Below are 20,961 nucleotides of genomic sequence, written 5' to 3'. Positions count from 1 at the left end.
GACTGGCCCCTTCGTCGGGCGTCCTGCGCTGTCGTTCCGTCTCCGGCGAATACGGTGGGAGGCTATGCCCTTCGGACCAGCGTGATTGCGCGTTCAGGGCATGCCGTTACACAGAGGCCGCACGACTGGCAGGCGTGCGCATTCGGCGTGTAGGCGACTTTCATTCCATGCACCCGCTGCTTGAGGCGATGCATCACATTGAGGCCGAGGTAATCGGCCTTATCGATGTGCCGGATCTCAAATACGTTCTCAGGGCAGACTGCGACGCAATCGCCCTTGCCTTCGCAACGTTTCAGATCGACGACAGGCGCAATTACGCCCGGCTTCTGTTTGCAGCCGCTCGTTGATGTCTCGCGCACGTCACTCTCCTGTGCGCCGGGTGCGGCCCGAGCGCCATGCGGTGCGGAAAAGCTCGCGCTCTTCGGGCGTCATGGATTCCCATTTGCGCCAATGGCGTCGGCCGTGCCAGCCACGGTGTCCGCGGAATCCGCCGAACAGAATGCGGCTCAACACCAGCAGGCCCAGCGCGTGGGCGAAGTCGATCGCGCGGGCGCCGACGAACAGCGCCGGAATCACCCAGTTCCACAGCGTCATGACAATCCATCCGAGCACGCCTATGGCGATCACCACGAACAGCGCTTTACCCATACATCTGATTCGAAAATTCATCCGCCGACTCCTCTAGAGATCCAGTTCGTCATAAATGGGCTGCAGTCGGGCACGCAGATGCAAGACTGCGTATCGCTTGCGCCCGAGCAGGGTATTGAGCGTGACGCCGCTTTGCGCGGCCATGTCCTTGAAGGACCGGCCTTCCAGTTCGTGCGCGATAAACACCTCGCGTTGATTCGGCGGCAACTCGTCGAGCGCGTCCTGCAAGGCCTTGAGCAACAGCGCGCGTGCGTACACCGCTTCAGGCCCGGCATCGTGCGCCGGTAGCGCGAGGTCGAGGCGATACTCGCCGCTGGCGTCGTCGTCTTCGGCTTCGAGCAACTCGGTGAGCGGCTGCTCCTTCTTCTTGCGAAACCGATCGACGATGCGGTTGCGTGCGGTACGGAAAAGCCATGCACTCGCCTGTTCGATCGGTGCAGGAAGCCGGTAGGCCTGCACGAATTCGTGGAATACATCCTGCAGGATGTCCTCGGCATCGTCCGGGTCGCGTATTCGGCGCCGGATGAAATTGACGAGCCTTGTTCGTTCACGCATCACGGTCGCGGTGATGTCGCGGTCTGGGTCGGTCATCGGGCGCGAAGTGGGTGGCGATTCCATGCGTCTGAAGACGTTTCAGGCGCGCGAATATTGTGGCGAGCGCGAAAAAAGTGCCGCGCAACGCGTCGGGCTGGCGGTGATCCCATTTACTGAGACTGGGCGGGAGGACGCGATGAGCGGACGAAAACCCATGGAAGACGTCCTTCCCTGACCTTTCCAGCCGTAGTGCACGGATATAGTGACGTTGAGGCAACGTATCGTGCCGCGCCTGGCACGACGGCGGCCTGTCCGGAGAACTGCCATGAACACAAAGAAGCTCATTTGTCGATCCGCCCTGGTCGCCTCGCTCGCGGTGGCGCTGCCATGGTCAACTGCGCAGGCGCAGCTCGGAAATTTTCTCAATCAGGCGGGCGGTGCGGCCGCCAGCGGGTCCGGCGCGGGCTCGGGTTTATCGGGCCTCGGCTCACTTGCGGGTGGATTGACCGGCGGCGGCACGTCGCTTATGCCCGGCAGCCTCGGCAATGTCGCAGGGCTGCTGCAGTACTGCGTCCAGAACAACTACTTGAGTGCCAATGGCACGTCGTCGATACAGAACGCGCTCATGGGCAAGCTTGGCGGAAATCCCTCGTCCAGTCCCGGCTACACGAGCGGCACGAGCGGCCTGCTCGATGCAGGCAATGGCAAGACGCTGGACCTGAGCGGCGACGGGGTGAAACGGGCGCTCGCGAAGCAGGTGTGCGACCGGGTGCTGGCGCAGGCCAAGTCGATGTTTTGACCCGAAGCCCGGCGCGCTGCATTGCCGCGTGACGGCCGTCGACCGCGTCAACGTCGCGACGCTCGACGTCCCGGCGCTCGCCAGTGTCTACGTTGGACCGCTGCCCGTGCAGCCTCGGCCCGGCACACGGCCACTCGTGCCGCTCGTGCCGCTCGCCGCCATTTCACCGTGGGCACCGTTCGCGCGGTGCGTTCCGCCGGCGTGCTCGTCGCTACGCAATGGCAGGCCCCGCAAGCGCCTCCGCGATTTCTCCGGCCGCCTCTTTCAGCGCGGGAAGAAAGCGCTTCACGGCCTCTTTCGCAGCAATGGCCTTCGACAGGTAGATCACATTGAGGCTGGCCAGCACGCGTTCATTCGATCCCACGGCGACCGCCAGCGCGCCGATCTTCCTTTGTTCGGACCAGTCGCCATGATTGGAGCCGAAGCCGTCTTCGCGCGTTTGACGCACGAGGTTGCGAATGTATGCGTCGTCGCATGCGAGGCTTCGCTGGGCGTCGCCGCCCGCGCCTGAGCGCAGCAGGTCGAGCATGTCTTCGCGTTCGGCGTCGGGGCACGTCGAAAAGTACACGCGGCCTGCGGCCGTCAGCAGAATCGGCAGACGCCGTCCCACCATGGAACGGTGAAACGAGAGCGGGCTGAAGCGGTGCGTCGTCTCGCGGATCAGCATGGCGTCGCCGTCCGGCGTCGTGAGATCGGACGGCCAGACCACGCGCTGCAGCAGCCGCCCCATGATGGGCGGCGCGACCATTGCGATGCGTTCGTCGTCGGTGAATCCTTCGCTTAACGAACGAACGCCGAGCGCAAGCCGGAAACTGTCGTCGGACGTGCTGCGACGCACGCAGCCTTCGTCTACGAGCGTTTCGAGAAGCCGGCGCACCGTCGTGCGGTGCAGCCCCGTCGCTTCGCTGATCTGCTGGCTCGTGGCCCGCCCGCCCTCCATCGCGTTGAGCGCCCGAAGCACCTGTAGGCCCCGCGCGAGACCGCGCACGTTGGCGTATTTCGTCACGAAAAATCCTTTAAAAACAGTAATGTGCATTCAGTGCACATTCTTGTCAATTGTTTGAGCACGACGGGGGCGCTCCTTAGACTTTCCTCAAAAGCGGCGTGGACGCATCGCCATATGCCAGTCCCCATGCCGCGTCGACACAGGAGAGAGACATGTCCCCAGTCAATGGAGCGCGCACGGGCGCGCTCTCGGCCGACGTCGCCATCATCGGCGCCGGGCCGGTCGGACTCACGATCGCCAACCTTCTCGGACAGCAAGGCGTCAGCGTGATCGTGATCGAGAAGCTCGATCAGATCATCGACTATCCGCGCGCAATCGGTCTGGATGACGAAGCATTGCGCGTGTTCCAGTCCATCGGGCTCGCCTCGACGCTGCTGCCGCACATCACGCCCGATCACTGGATGCGCTTTACCACCGGCGACGGCCAGTGCTTCGCCTCCATCGAACCGCGCACCGACGAGTTCGGCTGGTCGCGCCGTAACGCTTTCCTGCAGCCGCTCGCCGATCGCGTGCTGTACGACGGCCTGAAGCGCTTCCCGCACGTCGACGTGCTGTTCGGGCACGGCGTCGTGTCGTTCATCCAGAACGACCAGGGCGTGACCATCGAAGCAGAAGATTCGAACGGCGCGCGGCGCACGATTCGCGCGGCCTACATGGTGGGCTGCGACGGCGGCGGCAGCAGCGTGCGCCGCGGTCTCGATCTGCCATTCGAGGGGCGCACCAAGCCGAACCAGTGGATCGTGGTGGACGTGCGCAACGACCCGGTCGGCACGCCGCACGTCTATCTCGTGTGCGACAACGAGCGGCCGTACGTGTCCGCGGCGCTGCCGCACGGCATCCGCCGCTTCGAGTTCATGGTGATGCCCGACGAGACCGAAGAGGAACTCTCGAAGCCGGAGAACCTCGCCAAGCTGATGCGCAAGCTCGTCGCGGAGCCGGACAAGGTCGACTACATCCGCAAGCGCGTGTACACGCACAACGCGCGCCTCGCGAGCACGTTTCGCGTCGGGCGCATCCTGCTGGCCGGCGACGCCGCGCACATCATGCCGGTCTGGCAAGGGCAGGGCTACAACAGCGGCATGCGCGATGCGAGCAACCTCGGCTGGAAGCTCGCCATGGTGGTGAAGGGCACGGCGGGACCGGGCCTGCTCGACAGCTACACCGCCGAGCGCCGCGCGCATGCGCGCTCCATGATTCACCTGTCCGAAGTGGCCGGCGACATCGTTGCGCCCCTGTCGACGCTCGGCAAGGCGATGCGGGCCGTGCTGATCAGAAGCGCATCGATCTTCCCGTCCGTGAAGCGCTATTTCGTGGAGATGCGCTTCAAGCCGATGCCACGCTACGAGCGCGGCGTGGTGCTGCTGCCCGAGCCGAAGCAGACGGGCGGCTGGCTTGCGCGCCGTCTCGAACGGGCGGGCGACGGCCCGCTCGGGCGCTTGCTCAACCTGATGTCGCAGAATCGCGCGTCGCTGATCGGCCGCCTCGCCTATGGCCGCGATCCGCTCGAGAAGTCGCCGGTTGGCCGCATGTTCATCCAGCCGTACGTGCGCACGCCGGCCAATGAGGTCGTGCGTCTGGACGATGCCATCGGCAACGGCTTCACGGTGCTGGCCTGGGGCGCGGACCCCACCTTCGGATTGACCGACGAAGCGCGCGGCATCTGGGAGCGCCTGGGCGGCCGCTTCGTGTTCGCGAAACCCGATGTTCAGATGACCTATACAAACGACGTGCCGCCCGGCGTGACGGCACTCGGCGACGTTCAGGGGCGCCTCAAGGACTGGTTCGGCGCCCAGCCGGCATCTGTCGTGCTGCTGCGCCCGGACCGCTTCGTCGCCGGCCTGTGTGCACCGCACGAAGTGTCGCGCGCCATTGTCGAACTGGCCGGCAAGCTCGACTTGCGCGCCGCGCCCTCTGTACCGAAGCAACACACTGCCGTCCGCGAGACCGTTGGAGCCCTGTAATGCCGATTCACCTCGAATGTTTGTCCCACACACCGCTGCACGGCTACTACGACCCGGCGCCTGAAGTCGTGGCCGAAGTGGAGCGCGCGGGCGCGGCTGCGCGGGAGCGCGTGCGCCGGTTCGATCCCGAACTCGTGATCGTGTTCGCGCCGGACCACTACAACGGCTTCTTCTATGACCTGATGCCGCCGTTCTGTATCGGTGCGGCGGCGACCGCGGTGGGCGATTTCAAGAGCCTTGCTGGCGCGCTCGACGTACCGCCCGACATCGCACGGCAGATGGCCGAAAGCGTTCTCGCCGACGATGTCGACGTGGCCCTCTCGTACCGCATGCAGGTGGATCACGGCTGTGCGCAGGCGCTCGAAGTGCTGACGGGCGGTCTCGACCGCTATCCCTCGATTCCGGTGTTCATCAACTCGGTTGCGCCGCCCATGGCCACGCTGCGCCGCTCGCGCCTGTTGGGCCAGGCAGTGGGCCGCTTTGCGGCGCGCACCGGCAAACGCGTGTTGCTGGTCGGCTCGGGCGGAATTTCGCATGAACCGCCGGTGCCCGAACTTGCCGGCGCGAACGACGAAGTGGCGCAACGCCTGATTTCAGGCCGCAACCCGACGCCCGAGGCGCGGGCGCAGCGCCAGCAACGGACGGTGGCCGCAGCCCGGGCGTTCTCCGCCGGCGACGCGCCGAACATGCGTGCGCTCAATCCCGAGTGGGATCAGGCCTTCCTCGCACATCTCAAGGATGACTTACTGGCTGTGGACGGCATGACCAACAGCGCGATCACGCGCGAGGGGGGCCGGTCGGCGCACGAGATCCGCACGTGGGTGGCCGCGTTCGGCGCGCTGGCGGCCTGCGGTCCTTATGAAGCACACGTCGATTTCTACCGCGCGATTCCGGAGTGGATCGCCGGCTTTGCCGTGATGCACGCGCAGCCCGCAAATTGAACGGTCAGGAAAGGAGAATCAGGAATGCTGAATCAGGACGCCATAACAGCGCTGGCCGTTCGCCTGCGTGAAGCAGGGCGTACGCGTGAAGTCGTGGAGCCCGTGCGCGGCGAGATCGCGCTCGACGACATGGCGAGCGCCTACGCTGTGCAGCAAGCCAATGTCGACGCACGCGTGGCGGCGGGCGAGCGCATTGTTGGCCGCAAGATCGGGCTCACTTCGCTCGCAGTGCAAAAACAGCTTGGCGTGGATCAGCCGGATTTCGGCACGCTGTTCGCGAGCATGGCTTACGGCGACAACCAGCCGATGCCGCTTGCGAGCCTGATCCAGCCCAAGGTGGAAGCCGAGATCGCTCTCGTGCTGAAACGCGATCTCACCGCCGGCAAGCATACGTTCGCCGACCTCATCGACGCGACCGCCTACGCGCTTGCCGCCATCGAAGTGGTGGACAGCCGCATTCGCAATTGGGACATCCGGTTTGTGGACACGGTGGCCGACAACGCATCGAGCGCGCTCTTCGTGCTGGGCAGCCGTCCGGTGGCGCTTGCCGACCTCGATCTGGTGGCAGCCGGCATGACGCTCGAGCGCGACGGCGAAGTGCTGTCGCGCGGCAACGGGGGCGCCTGCCTCGGCAATCCGCTCAACGCGGCCGTCTGGCTCGCAGACCGCATGGCGCAACTGGGCACACCGCTCTGCGCAGGCGACGTGCTGCTCACCGGCGCGCTGGGGCCGATGGTGGCCGTGACCCAGCCGGGTACCTACACCGCGCACATCGAAGGGCTCGGCAGCGTGCGTGCGAGCTTCGCATAACTCCCCGCGAGACACATTCATTTCGTCAAGGAATTCGACATGGCTTCCGCCAAACTCAAAGCGGCGATCATCGGCTCGGGCAACATCGGCACCGACCTCATGATCAAGATCATGCGCCACGGCAAGCATCTGGAGATGGGCGCAATGGTCGGCATCGACCCGAACTCGGACGGCCTCGCACGTGCCGCGCGTCTTGGCGTCGCGACCACACACGAAGGCGTGCAGGGCCTCGTCAATCTGCCCGTGTTCAACGACATCGACTTCGTGTTCGACGCAACCTCCGCCGGCGCGCACGTGAAGAACGACGCGTTTCTGCGCCAGCACAAGCCCGATATTCGCGTAATCGACCTCACGCCTGCTGCGATCGGTCCGTACTGCGTGCCCGTGGTCAACCTCGACGCGCATCTCGACGCAAAGAACGTGAACATGGTCACCTGCGGCGGGCAGGCCACCATTCCCATGGTCGCGGCCGTATCGCGCGTGGCGCACGTGCATTACGCGGAGATCGTCGCCTCCATCAGCAGCCGCTCGGCGGGGCCCGGCACGCGTGCCAACATTGACGAGTTCACCGAAACAACCTCGATGGCGATCGAGGTGGTAGGGCGCGCTGCGCGGGGCAAGGCGATCATCGTGCTGAACCCGGCCGAGCCGCCCGTGATGATGCGCGACACCGTCTACGTGCTTTCGGAAGCGGCGGACCCGGCGCGCATCGAAGCCTCGGTCGAAGAGATGGCGAAAGCCGTGAACGCCTACGTGCCAGGCTACCGCCTCAAGCAGAAGGTGCAGTTCGACGTGATTCCCGAGAGCGCGCCGCTCAACATTCCGGGCCATGGCAAGTTCAGCGGCCTGAAGACCTCGATCTTCATCGAAGTGGAAGGCGCGGCGCACTACCTGCCCTCGTATGCGGGCAACCTGGACATCATGACCTCCGCCGCGCTCGCCACTGCGGAGCGCATGGCGCACGCTGACGTGGCCGCCACCCTGGCCGCTGATGTGGCTGAATAAGAGAGCGAGGAACGCATGAACACGAGCAAGAAACTCTATATCTCCGACGTGACGCTGCGCGACGGCAGCCACGCAATCCGTCATCAATACTCGATCCAGAACGTGCAGGACATTGCGCGCGCGCTGGACAAGGCGAAGGTGGATTCCATCGAGGTGGCGCACGGCGATGGCCTGCAAGGGTCGAGCTTCAACTACGGCTTTGGCGCGCACAGCGATCTTGAATGGATCGAGGCGGTGGCCGACGTGGTCACGCATTCGAAGATCGCCACGCTGCTGCTGCCTGGCATCGGTACGCTGCACGACCTCAAGGCCGCGTACGAGGCCGGTGCGCGCGTGGTGCGCGTGGCCACGCATTGCACCGAAGCGGACATCTCGAAGCAGCACATCGAATACGCGCGCGAACTCGGCATGGACACGGTCGGCTTCCTGATGATGAGCCACATGACCTCGCCGGAAAATCTCGCGCAGGAAGCGAAGAAGATGGAGCGCTACGGCGCGACGTGCATCTACGTGGTTGACTCAGGCGGCGCGTTGAGCATGAGCGATGTGCGCGACCGCTTCCGTGCAGTCAAAGCCGTGCTCGAGCCGGAAACCGAAACCGGCATCCACGCGCATCACAACCTGAGCCTCGGTGTGGCGAACTCGATCGTCGCGGTGGAGGAGGGCTGCGACCGCATCGATGCATCGCTTGCCGGCATGGGCGCGGGCGCCGGCAACGCTCCGCTCGAAGTGTTCATCGCCGCGGCGCAGCGCATGGGCTGGAACCACGGCACCGATCTGTACACGCTGATGGATGCGGCCGACGACATCGTGCGCCCGCTGCAGGACCGTCCGGTGCGTGTGGACCGCGAGACGCTCGCGCTCGGTTACGCCGGCGTGTATTCGAGCTTCCTGCGTCACTCGGAGGTGGCGGCGAACAAGTACGGCCTCAAGACGGTGGACATCCTGGTCGAACTCGGCAAGCGGCGCATGGTGGGCGGCCAGGAGGACATGATCGTCGACGTCGCGCTCGACTTGCTGAAGAAGCAGGAAGCCGCACAGGCATAACAACGGACATGAACACGAGCGGCGCGCGGATTTCCGCTGCGCCGCTTAGGGTCGTTTTATCGCTGCACGAGCAGCATATTCAAATGAAGGATTTGCACATGAGTGCCAACGCATCTGCCTCTACCGAAGCCTCTTCCAGCCGGTTCGCGAAGGTTCGCGACGGCGAGGTCGAGTTCAACGTCCACTACAACGACGTCGGTCCCGCCTCGGGCCAGGCCGTCGTGATGCTGCACGGCTCCGGGCCGGGCGCGACCGGGTGGGCGAACTTCCACCGCAATATCGATGCGTTCGCCGCCGCGGGCTACCGCGTGCTGCTGATCGACATGCCGGGCTGGGGAAAAAGCGACGCATTCCTCAATACCAGCGGATCGCGCTCGGACTTCAACGGCCGCATCGTCAAACTCGTGCTGGACCATCTCGGTATCGAACGCGCACACGTGGTGGGCAATTCGATGGGCGGCCACAGCGCCACGGCTTTCGCGCTCGCGAACCCCGAACGTATCGGCAAGCTCGTACTGATGGGCGGAGGCACAGGCGGCCCGAGCCAGTTCGTGCCGATGCCAACCGAAGGCATCAAGCTGCTGAATCACGTCTACCGCGAGCCGACGCTCGAAAACGTGAAGCGCATGATGAATGTGTTCGTCTACGACGCCAGCGCGCTCACTGACGAGTTGCTGCAACTGCGCGTGGAAAACATGCTGGCGCGGCGCGACCATCTGGAAAACTGGGTCAAGAGTCTCGCGGCACAGCCGAAGCAATTCAGCGACTACGGTCCGCGCCTGGCGGAAATCAAGGCTCACGCGTTGATCATCTGGGGACGCGACGATCGCTTTGTGCCGTTCGATATCGGCCTGCGTTTGCTGTGGGGCATGCCGAACGCGGAGATGCACATCTTCAACCGCTGCGGTCACTGGGCCCAGTGGGAACATGCGAACAAGTTCAACCGCATGGTGCTGGAGTTTTTGCAGGATTAACGCACGTCATGGGGCGCTTCAGGCGACACCTCACGCACCCGGACGAAAGGACGCTCGCCGCATCAGCTCGATGAGGGCTTCGATCTGCGGCGAGTGCGGCCCCGGGCGCGAAACCATCAACAGATCGATGGAGGGCGCGGGCTGTGCGAGCGGGCGGCAGCACAGCGATTCGCCCGTGAGTGCCGTGACGTACTCGGGCAACAGCGCAACGCCGAGCCCCATGCCCACGAGGTTCAGGTTGAGCAGGATGTTCGTTGCGACCTGTACGACCTCGGGGTGTATGCCGTGCGTCTCGAAGTAGCGTTGCACGATGTCGTAGAGCTGGCCGGCATAGGCGGGGTCGGTGCGAATGAACGGCAGGCCGTCGAGCATCGCCGGCGTGATGCATTCGTGTGCCGCGAGCGGATGGTTCGCCGGCATCAATACGATGAGCGGCTCCGTCAGCACGGTCTCCGTCTGTAGCGCCGCCGTGCGCACCGGTCGACGCATGAACGCGATGTCGATATCGCCGCGCAGCAGCGCGTCTTCCTGCTCCATCGTTGGAAGGCTGCGCAACTCCACGTTCAGTTCCGGAAACTGAAGCCGCAGTTTCGGCAACACGGTCGGAAAGATCCGTATCTCGGCAGCGGGCACGAAACCGATCGTCACCGTGAGCGCGCGTTGCTCGCCCACCTGCCGTGCACGCGCAATAGCGTGCTCTACCTGCGCGAGCGCAAGCCGCGCCTCTTCCAGAAATGCCTTGCCGGCCTCCGTCAGTTCGACCTTGCGCTTCGAGCGCACGAATAGCGGCGTACCCACTTCCTCTTCGAGATCGCGAATCTGCTGGCTGAGCGAAGGCTGTGCCGTATTCAGGCGAAGCGCTGCGCGCGTGAAATTGAGTTCGTCCGCGACGGCAACGAAGTAACGCAGGTGTCGGAGTTCCATTGGATGAATGATCGTCGAAAAGTCTCAGAACCTACAAACAAAGTATTTCACAGCGCAGGCGCGAACAAGGATCATGCACCGCGTGCTTACCGATATGGAATGGGTAATGCCACGGAGGAGACACGGATGACCACCACCAAACTCAACGTCGACGCGCTCGTGGATGCCGGCAACGGACGCGTGACATCGGCAATCTACACCGACCCCGCAATCTACGAACTCGAAATGGAGCGCATTTTCGGGCGCTGCTGGCTGTTTCTTGCGCACGAAAGCCAGATTCCGAAGGCGGGCGACTTCTTCAACACCTACATGGGCGAAGACCCGATCGTCGTCGTACGCCAGAAGGACGGCTCGATCAAGGCATTCCTCAACCAATGCCGCCATCGCTCGATGCGCGTGAGCCATGCCGATAGCGGCAACACGCGCGCCTTCACGTGTCCGTACCACGGCTGGTCGTACGGCGTGGACGGCGCGCTGATCGAAGTGCCGCTCGAACCGCGCGCCTACCCGCAGGGACTGTGCAAGGAGAAGTGGGGCCTGCTCGAAGTGACGCGCGTGGAGACCTACAAGGGCCTCGTATTCGGCAACTGGGATGCCACGGCCCCCGACCTGCGCAGCTACATGGGCGATATCGCGTGGTATCTCGACGGCGTGCTCGATCGCCGCGAGGGCGGCACCGAGATCATCGGCGGTGTGCAGAAGTGGGTGATCGACTGCAACTGGAAATTTCCGGCCGAGCAGTTTGCGAGCGACCAGTATCACGCGCTCTTCTCACATGCATCGGCAGTCGAGGTGCTCGGCGCGAAGAGCGGCGATGCGAACAAGGCGCTCGGCTCGGGCCAGACCGCGCGCCCTGTCTGGGAGACCGCGAAGGACGCCGTGCAATACGGCGAAGACGGTCACGGCAGCGGCTTCTTCTTTACCGAAAAACCCGACGCGAACGTGTGGGTGGACGGCGAGGTGTCGCAATACTTCCGCGACACGTATTCCGAGGCCGAGGCACGCCTTGGCAAAGTGCGCGCGCTGCGTCTTGCCGGTCACAACAACATGTTCCCCACGCTGTCGTGGCTCAACGGTACGGCGACGCTGCGCGTGTGGCATCCGCGCGGGCCGCACCAGGTGGAAGTCTGGGCATTCTGCATCGCCGACAAGAACGCACCCGACGATGTGAAAGCGGCGTTCGAGCGCAGCGCCACGCGTGCGTTCGGTCCCGCGGGCTTTCTCGAGCAGGACGACTCGGAGAACTGGGCTGAGGTACAGAAGGTACTGCGCGGCCATCGCGCGAAAAAGACGCGGCTCTGCCTCGAAATGGGGCTGCACGGCGAGCGCGTGCGCGAAGACGGCGTGCCTGGCATAACGAACTACATCTTTTCCGAGACGGCCGCTCGCGGCATGTACCGGCGCTGGGCCGACCTGCTGATGTCGGAAAGCTGGGAAGAGGTCAACGAACGCACGAACGCGTACAAGCAGGAGGTGCTGAAATGAATGTGCTCGAAGCACCGCAAACCGCCGCTGTCTCTCTGGAACTGCATCACGAGATCTCGCAGTTTCTGTATCGCGAGGCCGCTTTGCTCGACGACTGGAAATTTCGCGACTGGCTGGACCTGCTTGCCGAAGACATCGGCTACGTGATGCGTACGGTGGTGAACGCGCAGACACGCGATCGGCGCAAAGGCGTGCAGCCGCCCACCACGTGGATTTTCAACGACACGAAGTTCCAGCTGGAGCGGCGCGTAGCACGTCTTGAAACCGGCATGGCATGGGCGGAAGAGCCGCCGTCGCGCACGCGGCATCTGGTCTCGAACGTCCAGATCGAAGCCACCGATGCGCCCGGCGAATTCGACGTGCGCGTGAACTATCTGCTGTACCGCTCGCAGAAGGAGCGCGACGAAGCGTTTTACGTCGGCATGCGCCGCGATCGCGTGCGTCGCGCGGACACCGCACACGGCTGGCTGCTCTGCCGCCGCGAGATCGTGCTCGACCAGGTGGTGTTGACGTCCCATAACCTCAGTGTGATTTTCTGATCATGAGCCGTATTACCGTTTGCCCGGTCGGCACGCTGGCCGAAGGCGAAGCCGTAAAGATTGACGGGCCGTCCGAGGCGATCGCCGTCTTCAACGTGCAGGGCGTGTTCTATGCGACGACAGACCGCTGTAGCCACGGCAATGCTTCGATGTCCGAGGGATATGTCGAGGACGACGGCACCGTGGAGTGCCCGCTGCATGCCGCTCGCTTCTGTCTGAAGACCGGCACGGCGCTCTGCCAGCCTGCAACGGAGCCGCTCGCCACTTATCCGGTAACGGTGGAAGACGGCACGATCTACGTCGAAGTGGCGGAGGCCGAAGCATGAGCTGGCTGAAGGAAGAGGTGGCACTCATCACGGGCGGCGGCTCCGGCCTCGGGCTTGCGCTCGTGGAGCGCTTTCTCGACGAGGGCGCGCACGTGGGCGTGCTGGAACGCTCGGCCGAAAAGGTTGCGGCACTGCAAACACGCTTCGGCGAAAAAATTGTTGCCGTGCAGGGGGACGTGACGCGTTACGCCGACAACGAGCGCGCAGTGACAGCGGTGACGGCGCGCTTCGGCAAGCTCGACACGTTCGTTGGCAACGCCGCGATCTGGGACCATGCCGCATCGCTGATCAGCCTTTCTCCAGAGCGCCTTGCCGAGGGCTTCGACGAACTCTTCTCGATCAACGTCAAGGGATATCTGCTCGGAGCAAAGGCCGCCGCGGACGCGCTCATCGCATCGCGTGGCAGCATGATCTTCACGCTCTCGAATGCGTCGTTCTATCCGGGTGGTGGCGGGCCGCTCTATACCGCGAGCAAGCATGCGGCAGCCGGTTTGATCCGGCAGTTGGCCTACGAGCTGGCGCCCAAAGTGCGCGTCAACGGCGTCGCGCCGTGCGGGATGGCAAGCGATCTGCGCGGCCCGGCTTCGTTGGGGCAGGACGGCATACGCATCATGGATTCGCGCAGCCCTGAAGACATCGCGAGCATCCTGCCGTTGCAGTTCTTCCCGAATCCGGATGATTTCACCGGGCCATTCGTGCTGCTCGCCTCGCGTGCGAACAACCGCACGTTGAGCGGCGTGATGATCAATGCGGACGCTGGGCTCGGCATTCGCGGCATCCGCCATGTTGCTGGCGGACTGGCGCTGTGAGACTTGCGCACGAAAACATCATGGATCAGCCCACATTCGTTATCGTCGGCGCGGGCCAGGCCGGCGCGAGAGCAGCGATGGAGTTGCACCGGCAGCACTTCGAAGGCCGCATTGTGCTGATCGGCGACGAGCCGCATATGCCATATGAGCGGCCGCCGCTTTCGAAGCAAGTCTTGTGGAATCCTGATGAGTGTCAACCCGGTATTCTTCCTCGCGAATTCGAGCGTGAGACTGGCATCGTGCTGATGTCGGGCGTGGCGGTGCAAGCGCTCGATCTACGCGGACACGCGTTGACGCTGGCCGACGGCAACCAGCTTGTCTACGACAAGCTGCTGCTGGCCACGGGCGCAAGGGCGCGCCGCCTGCCGCTGCTCGACCGGCTAGGTGCCGGCGTGCACACGCTGCGCACGCTCGACGAGGCGCGTGCACTGGCGGCCTCGCTTCGCCGTGCGCGGCGCGTGGCGATTGTCGGCGGCGGGGTCATCGGGCTCGAAGTGGCGTCCAGCGCGGTCGAACTGGGCGTGGAGGCGACCGTGATCGAGCAGGCGGATGCCGTCATGGCGCGCAACGCGCCCGCTGTGCTGAGCCGTTACCTTGAAAGCGTGCATCGGCAACGTGGAGTGGCGTTGCTTACGGGGCGCCGCCTCGTGGACGCGCGCCGCGACGGCGATGCATTCGCTCTCATACTCGACGACGGCACGGAAGTCCGGGCGGAAACAGTGGTCTACGGAGTCGGCGCAGAGCCCAACGTGGAACTGGCGCGCGACGCGGGCCTTGCGGTCGGCAATGGCATCGTGGTCGACGCGAACTGCCGCACGTCGGACGCGGACGTGTTCGCTGCAGGGGATAACACGTGTCAATGGGACACGTGGACGGCACGGCATGTGCGCCGCGAAACGTGGGAAAACGCGAACAGGCAGGCCGAAACCGCGGTGAGTGCGATGCTGGGCCACACGCCGGCACTGGGCGGCGTACCCTGGTTCTGGACCGATCAATACGGCATGAACATCCAGTTTGCCGGCGACATGCAGGCGCCCACGTGGGTTGTGCGCGGCACGCTCGACGATCCCGCCTTCGTGCTGTGCGGCCTGCAGGGCGAAACGCTCACAGGCGCCGTCACGGTGAACCGCGGTCAGGACATGCGCAGTCTCAAGGATCTGATCGCGATGCGGGCGGCGGTAGGGCCCGAGGTGCTGACCGACAGTACGCAAAACTTGCGCGCGTTGGCAAAGCGTCTGCAAGAGACGGTTTGAGCGCGACGCGCGCTTCGTCTCTCCGTTACCACTGATAGCTCGCGCCGGCGCCGTAGGAATATCCTCCGGCGCCGCCGTTCATGCCTCCTTTGCTCTTCAGATTGTTGGCGATCTGGGCACTGAAGCCGAGCGCAGCGGCGCTATAGCCCTGGTAACTCCCTGTGCCGATTCCGATGGCGAGCGTCTTGCCCCGGTCGACCTCGGGGATCATCGTCAACGCCGTGGTCGCTGGAATGCCCGTGTAAGCCGCCCGGCCGTTCTGAGCGACGGCGGCATGGCCAATGGTGATGGCGCCGTCCCAACTTGCGGTGGCGCCGTTACCGAGAGCAACTGCACTCGCACCCGCCGCGGAGGCGTCGGCACCCACCGCTACGACATACGAGCCCGTTGCGCCCTTGTTGTCGTGGTTGTCCAATGTCGAGCCACTATCGTTCACGCTGTAATAGTGCGTGGCTGACGCCGATACGACCGTTGAAAGAGAACTCACGCTCGCAAAGGTGGATGCCGGCAACGTGGAGAGCAGCGAACTTGCGGTGGTCGATATCGAAGTCGAGAGGTCGGCTACCGTGCTGTCGGTTGTGCTCAGGCCGGTGGAAAGCGAACTCACGCCGGCCGAGAGTGAACTGGTCGAAGTCGAAGTCGAGAGGCTAGCTGTCACGGGCGGCTCGCCGTTGCAGCAGCCGCCCGAAGATGATTGGTATGCCTTATTGAACCCGGAAGATCGCCACGGCCGATTTCAACTCGCCCGCTTGCGATTCGAGCGATGACGCGGCGGCTGCCGCCTGCTCGACGAGCGCGGCGTTCTGCTGGGTCACCGAATCCATCTGCGAGACCGCCTGGTTGACCTGGCCTATCCCCTTGCTCTGTTCAACCGATGCGGCGGCGATCTCGCCCATGATGTCGGTCACGCGCCGTACGGACTGCGTCACCTCTTTCATCGTCGCGCCCGCAGAGTCGACGAACTGCGTACCGTCTCGCACACGGTCCACCGATTCCTGAATCAGCTCCTTGATCTCCTTCGAAGCCGACGAAGAGCGCTGGGCCAGCGAGCGCACTTCGGCGGCGACCACCGCGAATCCGCGTCCCTGTTCACCCGCGCGTGCCGCTTCCACGGCGGCGTTCAGCGCCAGGATGTTGGTCTGAAAGGCGATGCCCTCGATCATGCCGACGATGTCGGCGATCCGGTCCGAACTTGCATGGATACCGTTCATCGTCTCGATCACCTGGCTCACGATATGGCTGCCACGCTCGGCAACCTCCATGGCCTGGGCGGTGACCTGGCTCGCCTGACGCGCGTTCTCGGCGTTCTGGTTGACGGTGCCCGTCAGCTCTTCCATGCTGGCCGCGGTCTCCTGCAGGGCAGCCGCCTGTTCCTCGGTGCGCTGCGAAAGGTCCTGATTGCCGGCCGCAATCTCGCTGGTTGCAGTAGCAATCGAATCGGTCGATACCTTGATCGAGCGGATCGTGCCAGCCAGCTGGTCCTGCATGCGTTTCATCGAGAAGAGCAGGCTGCTGCTGTCGCCGGGCGCGGTCTGCACCTTGAGAGCGAGGTCGTTGTTGGCGATGTGCTCGGCGATTTCGGCGGCGTACGCCGGCTCGCCGCCGAGCGTGCGCAGGATGCCGCGGTTGATGACCACGACGATGGCACTCAGGAGCGCAGCCGCCACGGCCAGCAAACCGATGCTTTGATAGAGCGCGGACCGGAAGGCGGTGTCGATATCGTCGATGTAGACGCCCGTCATGAACACCCAGTCCCACGGGCGATAGCTGTCGTTATATGAGAGCTTTGGAAAGACTCCTGTCGCGTTAGGCTTGGAAAACGAGTAGGAAGTGAAGCCGTGTCCATCGCGTTTGATCTGATCGAGCACGTCGCGGTAGAGCAGCACGCCGTTGGGGTCGGCGAATGAAGCCATGTTGCGGCCTTGCAGCTCAGGCCTGAACGGGTGCATCAGTACGACGGGTTGCGAGTCGAGAATCGTGAAGTAGCCCGAATCACCGTAGCGGATGTCGCGTATGACGTCGAGTGCCCGTTTCTTCGCTTCGTCTTCGGTGATCTTGCCGGCTGCCGCCTGCGCGGCGAACGTCTTGACCACACTGAGTGCTGCCTGGGTGGCATGCACGAGATCGGTCTTTCTTTCATCCAGACGAATCGTGCGTGTTCGCCACGCATCGGTCACCGCCAACGTGGCGAGACAGAGCAGGCTGGCCAAAAGCGGCATCCATAACTTCTGCGAAAAAGACAACTTCATCACCGACACACTCCTTGTGGGAAACGAACGCGAGTCCGTCGGCTCGCGCCTCTTCTGCTATGTCAGTGTTTACGACGATCCTTTCGAAAACGTGAGGGTTTAGCGCAAGAATATTTCCTCAAACCTCCATACGATTAGTACTATCTTTCGCAGCGTGCCCGCAGCATTGCACGCGTATCAGCGGTCTGTTTCTCTGAGCCTGAAGGCCGCCATCGCAACGTCGAGTGTGCTGCTTTGATCGAGCAACGCCTGCGCGGCCGTGGCGGCTTCGTTCACCATTGCCGTGGTTTGCGCAACCGATTCGCTGAGTTCCGAGACCTTTCCGCCTATCTCGCCGGCCGCGAGGCTCTGCTGGTGCGTGGCATCGGCAATCGAAGCCACGATGCCTTCCACTTCGGCAATCGCTGCGGCAAGCCGCTCGATCGTGCGGCTGTTGGCCACCACCTGGCTTGCTCCCGCGTCGATCTGCGCGAGTGCATTGCTGACCACCTCGCTGATCTCTTTGGCAGCTTCCGCGCTGCGTTGCGACAGCGCGCGCACCTCTGCCGCGACCACCGCGAAGCCGCGTCCTTCGGCGCCGGCACGCGCGGCTTCCACGCTCGCGTTCAAGGCAAGAATACTGGTCTGAAAGGCGATCGATTCGATGGTCGCGGAAATGCCCGCGATCCGGTGCGCCTGCGTGCTGACGGCCAGGATCGTGTTGTCCGCTTCCTGGGCCGAATGGAGCCCTTGCGCGGCCAGCGCGGTGGCGCCGCGCATTCGTGCGTGCGCTTCGGTCGTGTTGTCGCGGTTGTTCTGCACGGCCTGACTGAGTTCTTCGATGGCAACGGCTGCCTGTTCGAGCGCAGCGGACTGTCGCGCCGCACGATTCGAGAGATCCGCCGTAGCCGACGCGATTTCGCCGGCTGCATGACGTGTGGCGAAGGAGCCCGCACGCATGTCGGAGACGGCGAGCAGAAAGCCCCGTCGCATCACATCGAGGGTGTGGGCAAGCCGCCCGGCGCGATAGTCTTGCTTGCCCGCCGGCACCGCACGCGAGAGATCGCCGGCTGAAAACAGCCTCACCGCGTCGAGTGCTTCGGTAAGCGAACGCGCGGCCTTGCGACCCTCGCGTGCGACATAGAGCAGGACGCCGGTCGCCGCACCGATGAGCGCGGTATCGGCGCCTTGCATTGCGTCGAGCGGCGAGAGCCGCTGCAACGCGAATGCAGCGCTACCGCCGAGAACCCCCGAGGCGAGGACAGCGAGCACGCGCCACGCCCGTGGGCCGAGCGCCGTGAAAAGCCACTGCACCGAGCCGCGCGCCACGACGGCGCCTGCGCGTATTGCGTAGCGGCCCTTCGTTCCGGCCTTCCATTGACCGTAGGCTGTCTCGGCCAACGCTGCCTGCTCACTGTCAGCACGTGTTCTGACGCTGACGTAGCCCACCACCGTGCCATGACGCACGTCGGCCGCCACCGTGGTGAGCGTCCAGAAACCGCTGCCGTCTTTGCGCCGCAGTTTCTGCAGACCTGTCCACGTGCAGCCGCGCGCGAGCGTGGCCCAGACGTCCGCGCCCACCTGGTCGGGCATGTCGGCGTGATAGAGCACCTTGGTGGAGGCGCCGCGTAACTCGTCGAGCGTGTATCCGGTCACGTGTTCCCAGCGCTCGTTGACGTACGTGATCTTCCCTTGGGCGTCGTTTCGGGTAATGAGGTACTCCTCATCGTCGAGGAGGTCGGGTAACGCGGGCGAAGTGTTTTTCATGAGTAGCGGTGGGAACGCGAGTCGGAACAATGGCTCCGATGGTGCGTAACCTTGCGCGCCGCGACCATCCCGCCACTGCAAGCGGACGTTCAAAGATCCGCCCAGTGCACAAATCTGCATGACATGTGCGCCCAGGCAGGGAAAACCCAATTTCACGCCAGCCGTGGACAGTGAATGCGCTGCATGGATAACCCCCGGCGGGTGGACGACCTATCGTTGTCTTGCATGTCGACACACCTCTTTGCCGCATAGAACAAACGGGCCCGATTCGGGCAGGCGTGCATCGAGCCGGGCGCAGGCGAGGCGCCGTGGTTTCTTCACTTGCGGGATATCTGTTGCCGGAACCGGATAGCCATACGATTTGTGGACCTCGAACATACGCCGGAGCACAGGCCGGTGCGAGGTGAATCTCGCGCCGCATACGAAGAGACCAAATCGAAGAGGAGTGGAGCATGAAGGACGAAAGCCTCGGCAGCGTGATGGAAGATCACGCGCTGGAACGGGTACCTGACAACGCCCGTCAGGGATGGCTCGCGCTGTCCTGGAATACGGCAGGAATCGTGACGACGCTCGTGCAGCTCTTTCTCGGCGCGCTCGTCACCTTCGTCGCGGGATTGAAGATCGCGTTGCTGGCGGGGGTCTGCGTGACGGTTCTCGGCGCGCTGCTCGGCTGGGCATGCGGGCACGTGGCATACCGTTCGGGGCTGTCGAGCACGGTGATGTCGCGACACTATGGGTTCGGGCAGAAGGGATCGATCATCTCGTCGCTGATCTTCGCGTTCATGATCATCGGCTTTCTCGCACTGGAGAATGCGCTGCTGTATCGCGGCTTCATCTTCTACCTCGGCATTGCGGATACCGTGGTGGCACGTATCGTGATCTACGGGTTACTCAGCATTGCCTGGGTTCTGTTGACGGCGTACGGGTTTGCGCTCGTCGCACGCGTTTCGTCGATCACGCTGGTGTTTTTCCTCGCTGTGCTGGCCTATATCGCGCACAGCGTCATCACCGGGGCGGGGCACTCGCTCTCCGAACTCGTCTCGTTCGGCTCGCAGTTTCCGGCCGACGTGCTCAAAGCCATGGGCGCGGACGACGACGTGAAGAAGTTCATTTTCTGCGTGAACGTGCTGATCGGTTCGGCTGGCGCGCTGGCACTCGTGGATGCCGACCTTGGCCGCTACGCGCGGCGTTCGCGCGACATCGGCATCGCGGCGCTGATCGGCAACATCATGATGGACGTGCTGATGCTGGGTCTGGGCGGCGTCATCATGTATGCGGGCATCCCGGCGCTGGTGGACTTCTACATGCGCACGGCAGGCATGTCCCACGAAGCGGCGATGCATGCGGCGCTGCAAAGCCCGGACAGCATCACGGCGGCATTCGTCGTGTTCGGCGGCGCATTGGGCGCGCTTCTCATGGTGCTGGCGCAGAGCAAGGCGCAGGTCATCAACACGTATAGCGCGTCACTGTCGCTTTCAAACCTGTTCGACGCGCTCAACGTGCGCCCTGGCCGCCTCACGTTCGTGATCGTCGCCAACGTGATCGGGCTCTTGATGCTCTACGGGCAGATCCTTGCGCTCGTCAATTCGTGGATCACCATTCTCGGCGTGCTCACGACAGCATTCGCGGGCGTGATCGTTGCCGACTTTTTTATCGTGAGGCGCCTTGCGCCGTCGCTGGATACGGGTGCTGATCGGCCTGCGGAAATCGTCAACTGGGCCGGCGTGCTGACTTCGATCGTCGCAGTCGGGGTGTCGCACTATCTGCTTGCGCGTGTCGTGCCGGTGGAGGCGCTCGCCACCATCGCTATCTGCATCGTGTTGTATCCGGCGCTGCGCCTCACCGTGCTCAAGCCGGCACGGAGCACGCAGACGGCTTCAGCAGGCGTGTGAGCGTAGTTGAGTC

The 20,961-nt window shown here is 63.9% G+C and carries 22 protein-coding genes; 14 read left to right on the top strand and 8 right to left on the bottom strand.

All coding sequences use genetic code 11. From position 1 onward, the window contains the following. Positions 1–62: 62 nt before the first annotated feature. The 3 genes from PXJ20_RS06340 to PXJ20_RS06330 are packed head-to-tail and all read right to left on the bottom strand — an operon-like array spanning position 63 to position 1,266. Positions 63–359 (bottom strand): 4Fe-4S dicluster domain-containing protein, encoded by a 297-nt coding sequence (locus tag PXJ20_RS06340; RefSeq protein WP_199539730.1) that lies wholly within the window; start codon positions 357–359, stop codon positions 63–65. A gap of 1 nt (position 360) precedes the next feature. Continuing rightward, the gene (locus PXJ20_RS06335) at positions 361–669 is read right to left on the bottom strand and encodes a hypothetical protein (RefSeq protein ID WP_026121760.1); all 309 of its coding nucleotides are present in this window, start codon (positions 667–669) and stop codon (positions 361–363) included. A 12-nt stretch (positions 670–681) separates the two neighbouring features. Then, positions 682–1,266, bottom strand: coding sequence for an RNA polymerase sigma factor (locus PXJ20_RS06330; protein ID WP_026121761.1), 585 nt, complete (start codon positions 1,264–1,266; stop codon positions 682–684). On the opposite strand from PXJ20_RS06330, the gene PXJ20_RS06325 reads away from it, so the two are divergent. Beyond that, a complete protein-coding gene (locus PXJ20_RS06325; RefSeq protein ID WP_421029569.1) occupies positions 1,265–1,417 on the top strand; it encodes a hypothetical protein in 153 nt (50 codons plus the stop codon). The two genes, PXJ20_RS06330 and PXJ20_RS06325, sit on opposite strands and share 2 nt — an antisense overlap. 90 nt (positions 1,418–1,507) lie before the next feature. Further along, on the top strand, positions 1,508–1,981 hold the full coding sequence (locus PXJ20_RS06320; RefSeq protein ID WP_421029568.1) for a DUF2501 domain-containing protein: 474 nt from the start codon (positions 1,508–1,510) through the stop codon (positions 1,979–1,981). 211 nt (positions 1,982–2,192) lie between these two features. Here PXJ20_RS06320 and PXJ20_RS06315 read toward each other — a convergent pair whose 3' ends face one another. Continuing rightward, the gene (locus PXJ20_RS06315; protein WP_017776317.1) at positions 2,193–2,987 is read right to left on the bottom strand and encodes a DNA-binding transcriptional regulator; all 795 of its coding nucleotides are present in this window, start codon (positions 2,985–2,987) and stop codon (positions 2,193–2,195) included. A gap of 152 nt (positions 2,988–3,139) precedes the next feature. On the opposite strand from PXJ20_RS06315, the gene PXJ20_RS06310 reads away from it, so the two are divergent. The 6 genes from PXJ20_RS06310 (at position 3,140) to PXJ20_RS06285 (ending at position 9,725) form a co-directional block, all read left to right on the top strand. Continuing rightward, on the top strand, positions 3,140–4,948 hold the full coding sequence (locus tag PXJ20_RS06310; protein WP_126878385.1) for a bifunctional 3-(3-hydroxy-phenyl)propionate/3-hydroxycinnamic acid hydroxylase: 1,809 nt from the start codon (positions 3,140–3,142) through the stop codon (positions 4,946–4,948). Then, positions 4,948–5,889, top strand: a complete 942-nt coding sequence (locus PXJ20_RS06305; RefSeq protein ID WP_421029567.1) for a 3-carboxyethylcatechol 2,3-dioxygenase — start codon at positions 4,948–4,950, stop codon at positions 5,887–5,889. The genes PXJ20_RS06310 and PXJ20_RS06305 overlap by 1 nt, the downstream gene beginning before the upstream one ends. A gap of 24 nt (positions 5,890–5,913) precedes the next feature. Then, entirely contained in the window at positions 5,914–6,699 is a 786-nt protein-coding gene (gene mhpD, locus PXJ20_RS06300; RefSeq protein WP_199539735.1) for a 2-keto-4-pentenoate hydratase, read from the top strand. Between the two features lie 39 nt (positions 6,700–6,738). Then, entirely contained in the window at positions 6,739–7,704 is a 966-nt protein-coding gene (locus PXJ20_RS06295) for an acetaldehyde dehydrogenase (acetylating) (RefSeq protein WP_421029566.1), read from the top strand. A gap of 15 nt (positions 7,705–7,719) precedes the next feature. Further along, positions 7,720–8,751, top strand: coding sequence for a 4-hydroxy-2-oxovalerate aldolase (dmpG, locus tag PXJ20_RS06290; RefSeq protein ID WP_199539737.1), 1,032 nt, complete (start codon positions 7,720–7,722; stop codon positions 8,749–8,751). Positions 8,752–8,849: 98 nt separating this feature from the next. Continuing rightward, complete coding sequence (locus tag PXJ20_RS06285) at positions 8,850–9,725, top strand: alpha/beta fold hydrolase (RefSeq protein ID WP_421029565.1); 876 nt, start codon at positions 8,850–8,852, stop codon at positions 9,723–9,725. Positions 9,726–9,755: 30 nt separating this feature from the next. Here PXJ20_RS06285 and hcaR read toward each other — a convergent pair whose 3' ends face one another. Next, positions 9,756–10,649: a DNA-binding transcriptional regulator HcaR gene (gene hcaR / locus PXJ20_RS06280; RefSeq protein ID WP_421029564.1), complete on the bottom strand. Its 894-nt coding sequence runs from the start codon at positions 10,647–10,649 to the stop codon at positions 9,756–9,758. 126 nt (positions 10,650–10,775) lie between these two features. Here hcaR and hcaE point away from each other — a divergent pair, with 126 nt between their 5' ends. From hcaE to hcaD, 5 genes are read left to right on the top strand one after another with little or no spacing between them, the layout of a single operon-like run. Beyond that, the gene (gene hcaE / locus PXJ20_RS06275) at positions 10,776–12,134 is read left to right on the top strand and encodes a 3-phenylpropionate/cinnamic acid dioxygenase subunit alpha (RefSeq protein WP_199539739.1); all 1,359 of its coding nucleotides are present in this window, start codon (positions 10,776–10,778) and stop codon (positions 12,132–12,134) included. After that, complete coding sequence (gene hcaF, locus PXJ20_RS06270) at positions 12,131–12,673, top strand: 3-phenylpropionate/cinnamic acid dioxygenase subunit beta (protein WP_413212149.1); 543 nt, start codon at positions 12,131–12,133, stop codon at positions 12,671–12,673. Before hcaE ends, hcaF begins: the two co-directional genes overlap by 4 nt. Before the next feature lie 2 nt (positions 12,674–12,675). Continuing rightward, positions 12,676–12,999 carry a 3-phenylpropionate/cinnamic acid dioxygenase ferredoxin subunit gene (gene hcaC / locus PXJ20_RS06265; RefSeq protein ID WP_114811155.1) on the top strand — a complete coding sequence of 108 codons (324 nt, stop codon included), beginning with the start codon at positions 12,676–12,678 and terminating at the stop codon, positions 12,997–12,999. Then, on the top strand, positions 12,996–13,808 hold the full coding sequence (gene hcaB / locus PXJ20_RS06260; protein WP_421029563.1) for a 3-phenylpropionate-dihydrodiol/cinnamic acid-dihydrodiol dehydrogenase: 813 nt from the start codon (positions 12,996–12,998) through the stop codon (positions 13,806–13,808). The genes hcaC and hcaB overlap by 4 nt, the downstream gene beginning before the upstream one ends. 20 nt (positions 13,809–13,828) lie before the next feature. Then, entirely contained in the window at positions 13,829–15,061 is a 1,233-nt protein-coding gene (gene hcaD / locus PXJ20_RS06255; protein ID WP_421029562.1) for a 3-phenylpropionate/cinnamic acid dioxygenase ferredoxin--NAD(+) reductase subunit, read from the top strand. A 25-nt stretch (positions 15,062–15,086) separates the two neighbouring features. On the opposite strand, the gene PXJ20_RS06250 is transcribed toward hcaD, so the two are convergent. The 3 genes from PXJ20_RS06250 to PXJ20_RS06240 form a co-directional block, all read right to left on the bottom strand. Then, on the bottom strand, positions 15,087–15,719 hold the full coding sequence (locus PXJ20_RS06250) for a YadA C-terminal domain-containing protein (protein WP_421029561.1): 633 nt from the start codon (positions 15,717–15,719) through the stop codon (positions 15,087–15,089). 46 nt (positions 15,720–15,765) lie between these two features. Next, positions 15,766–17,310 carry a methyl-accepting chemotaxis protein gene (locus tag PXJ20_RS06245; RefSeq protein ID WP_413212145.1) on the bottom strand — a complete coding sequence of 515 codons (1,545 nt, stop codon included), beginning with the start codon at positions 17,308–17,310 and terminating at the stop codon, positions 15,766–15,768. Positions 17,311–17,487: 177 nt separating this feature from the next. Beyond that, positions 17,488–19,056: a methyl-accepting chemotaxis protein gene (locus PXJ20_RS06240; RefSeq protein ID WP_421029560.1), complete on the bottom strand. Its 1,569-nt coding sequence runs from the start codon at positions 19,054–19,056 to the stop codon at positions 17,488–17,490. 452 nt (positions 19,057–19,508) lie between these two features. Here PXJ20_RS06240 and PXJ20_RS06235 point away from each other — a divergent pair, with 452 nt between their 5' ends. Further along, the gene (locus PXJ20_RS06235; RefSeq protein ID WP_277596453.1) at positions 19,509–20,948 is read left to right on the top strand and encodes a purine-cytosine permease family protein; all 1,440 of its coding nucleotides are present in this window, start codon (positions 19,509–19,511) and stop codon (positions 20,946–20,948) included. Positions 20,949–20,961: the final 13 nt, after the last annotated feature.

The organism is Paraburkholderia sp. A1RI_3L, assembly GCF_048957895.1.
GTDB classification, from domain to species: Bacteria; Pseudomonadota; Gammaproteobacteria; order Burkholderiales; family Burkholderiaceae; genus Paraburkholderia; species Paraburkholderia kururiensis.
This window is presented reverse-complemented; position numbering and strand designations above follow the sequence as displayed.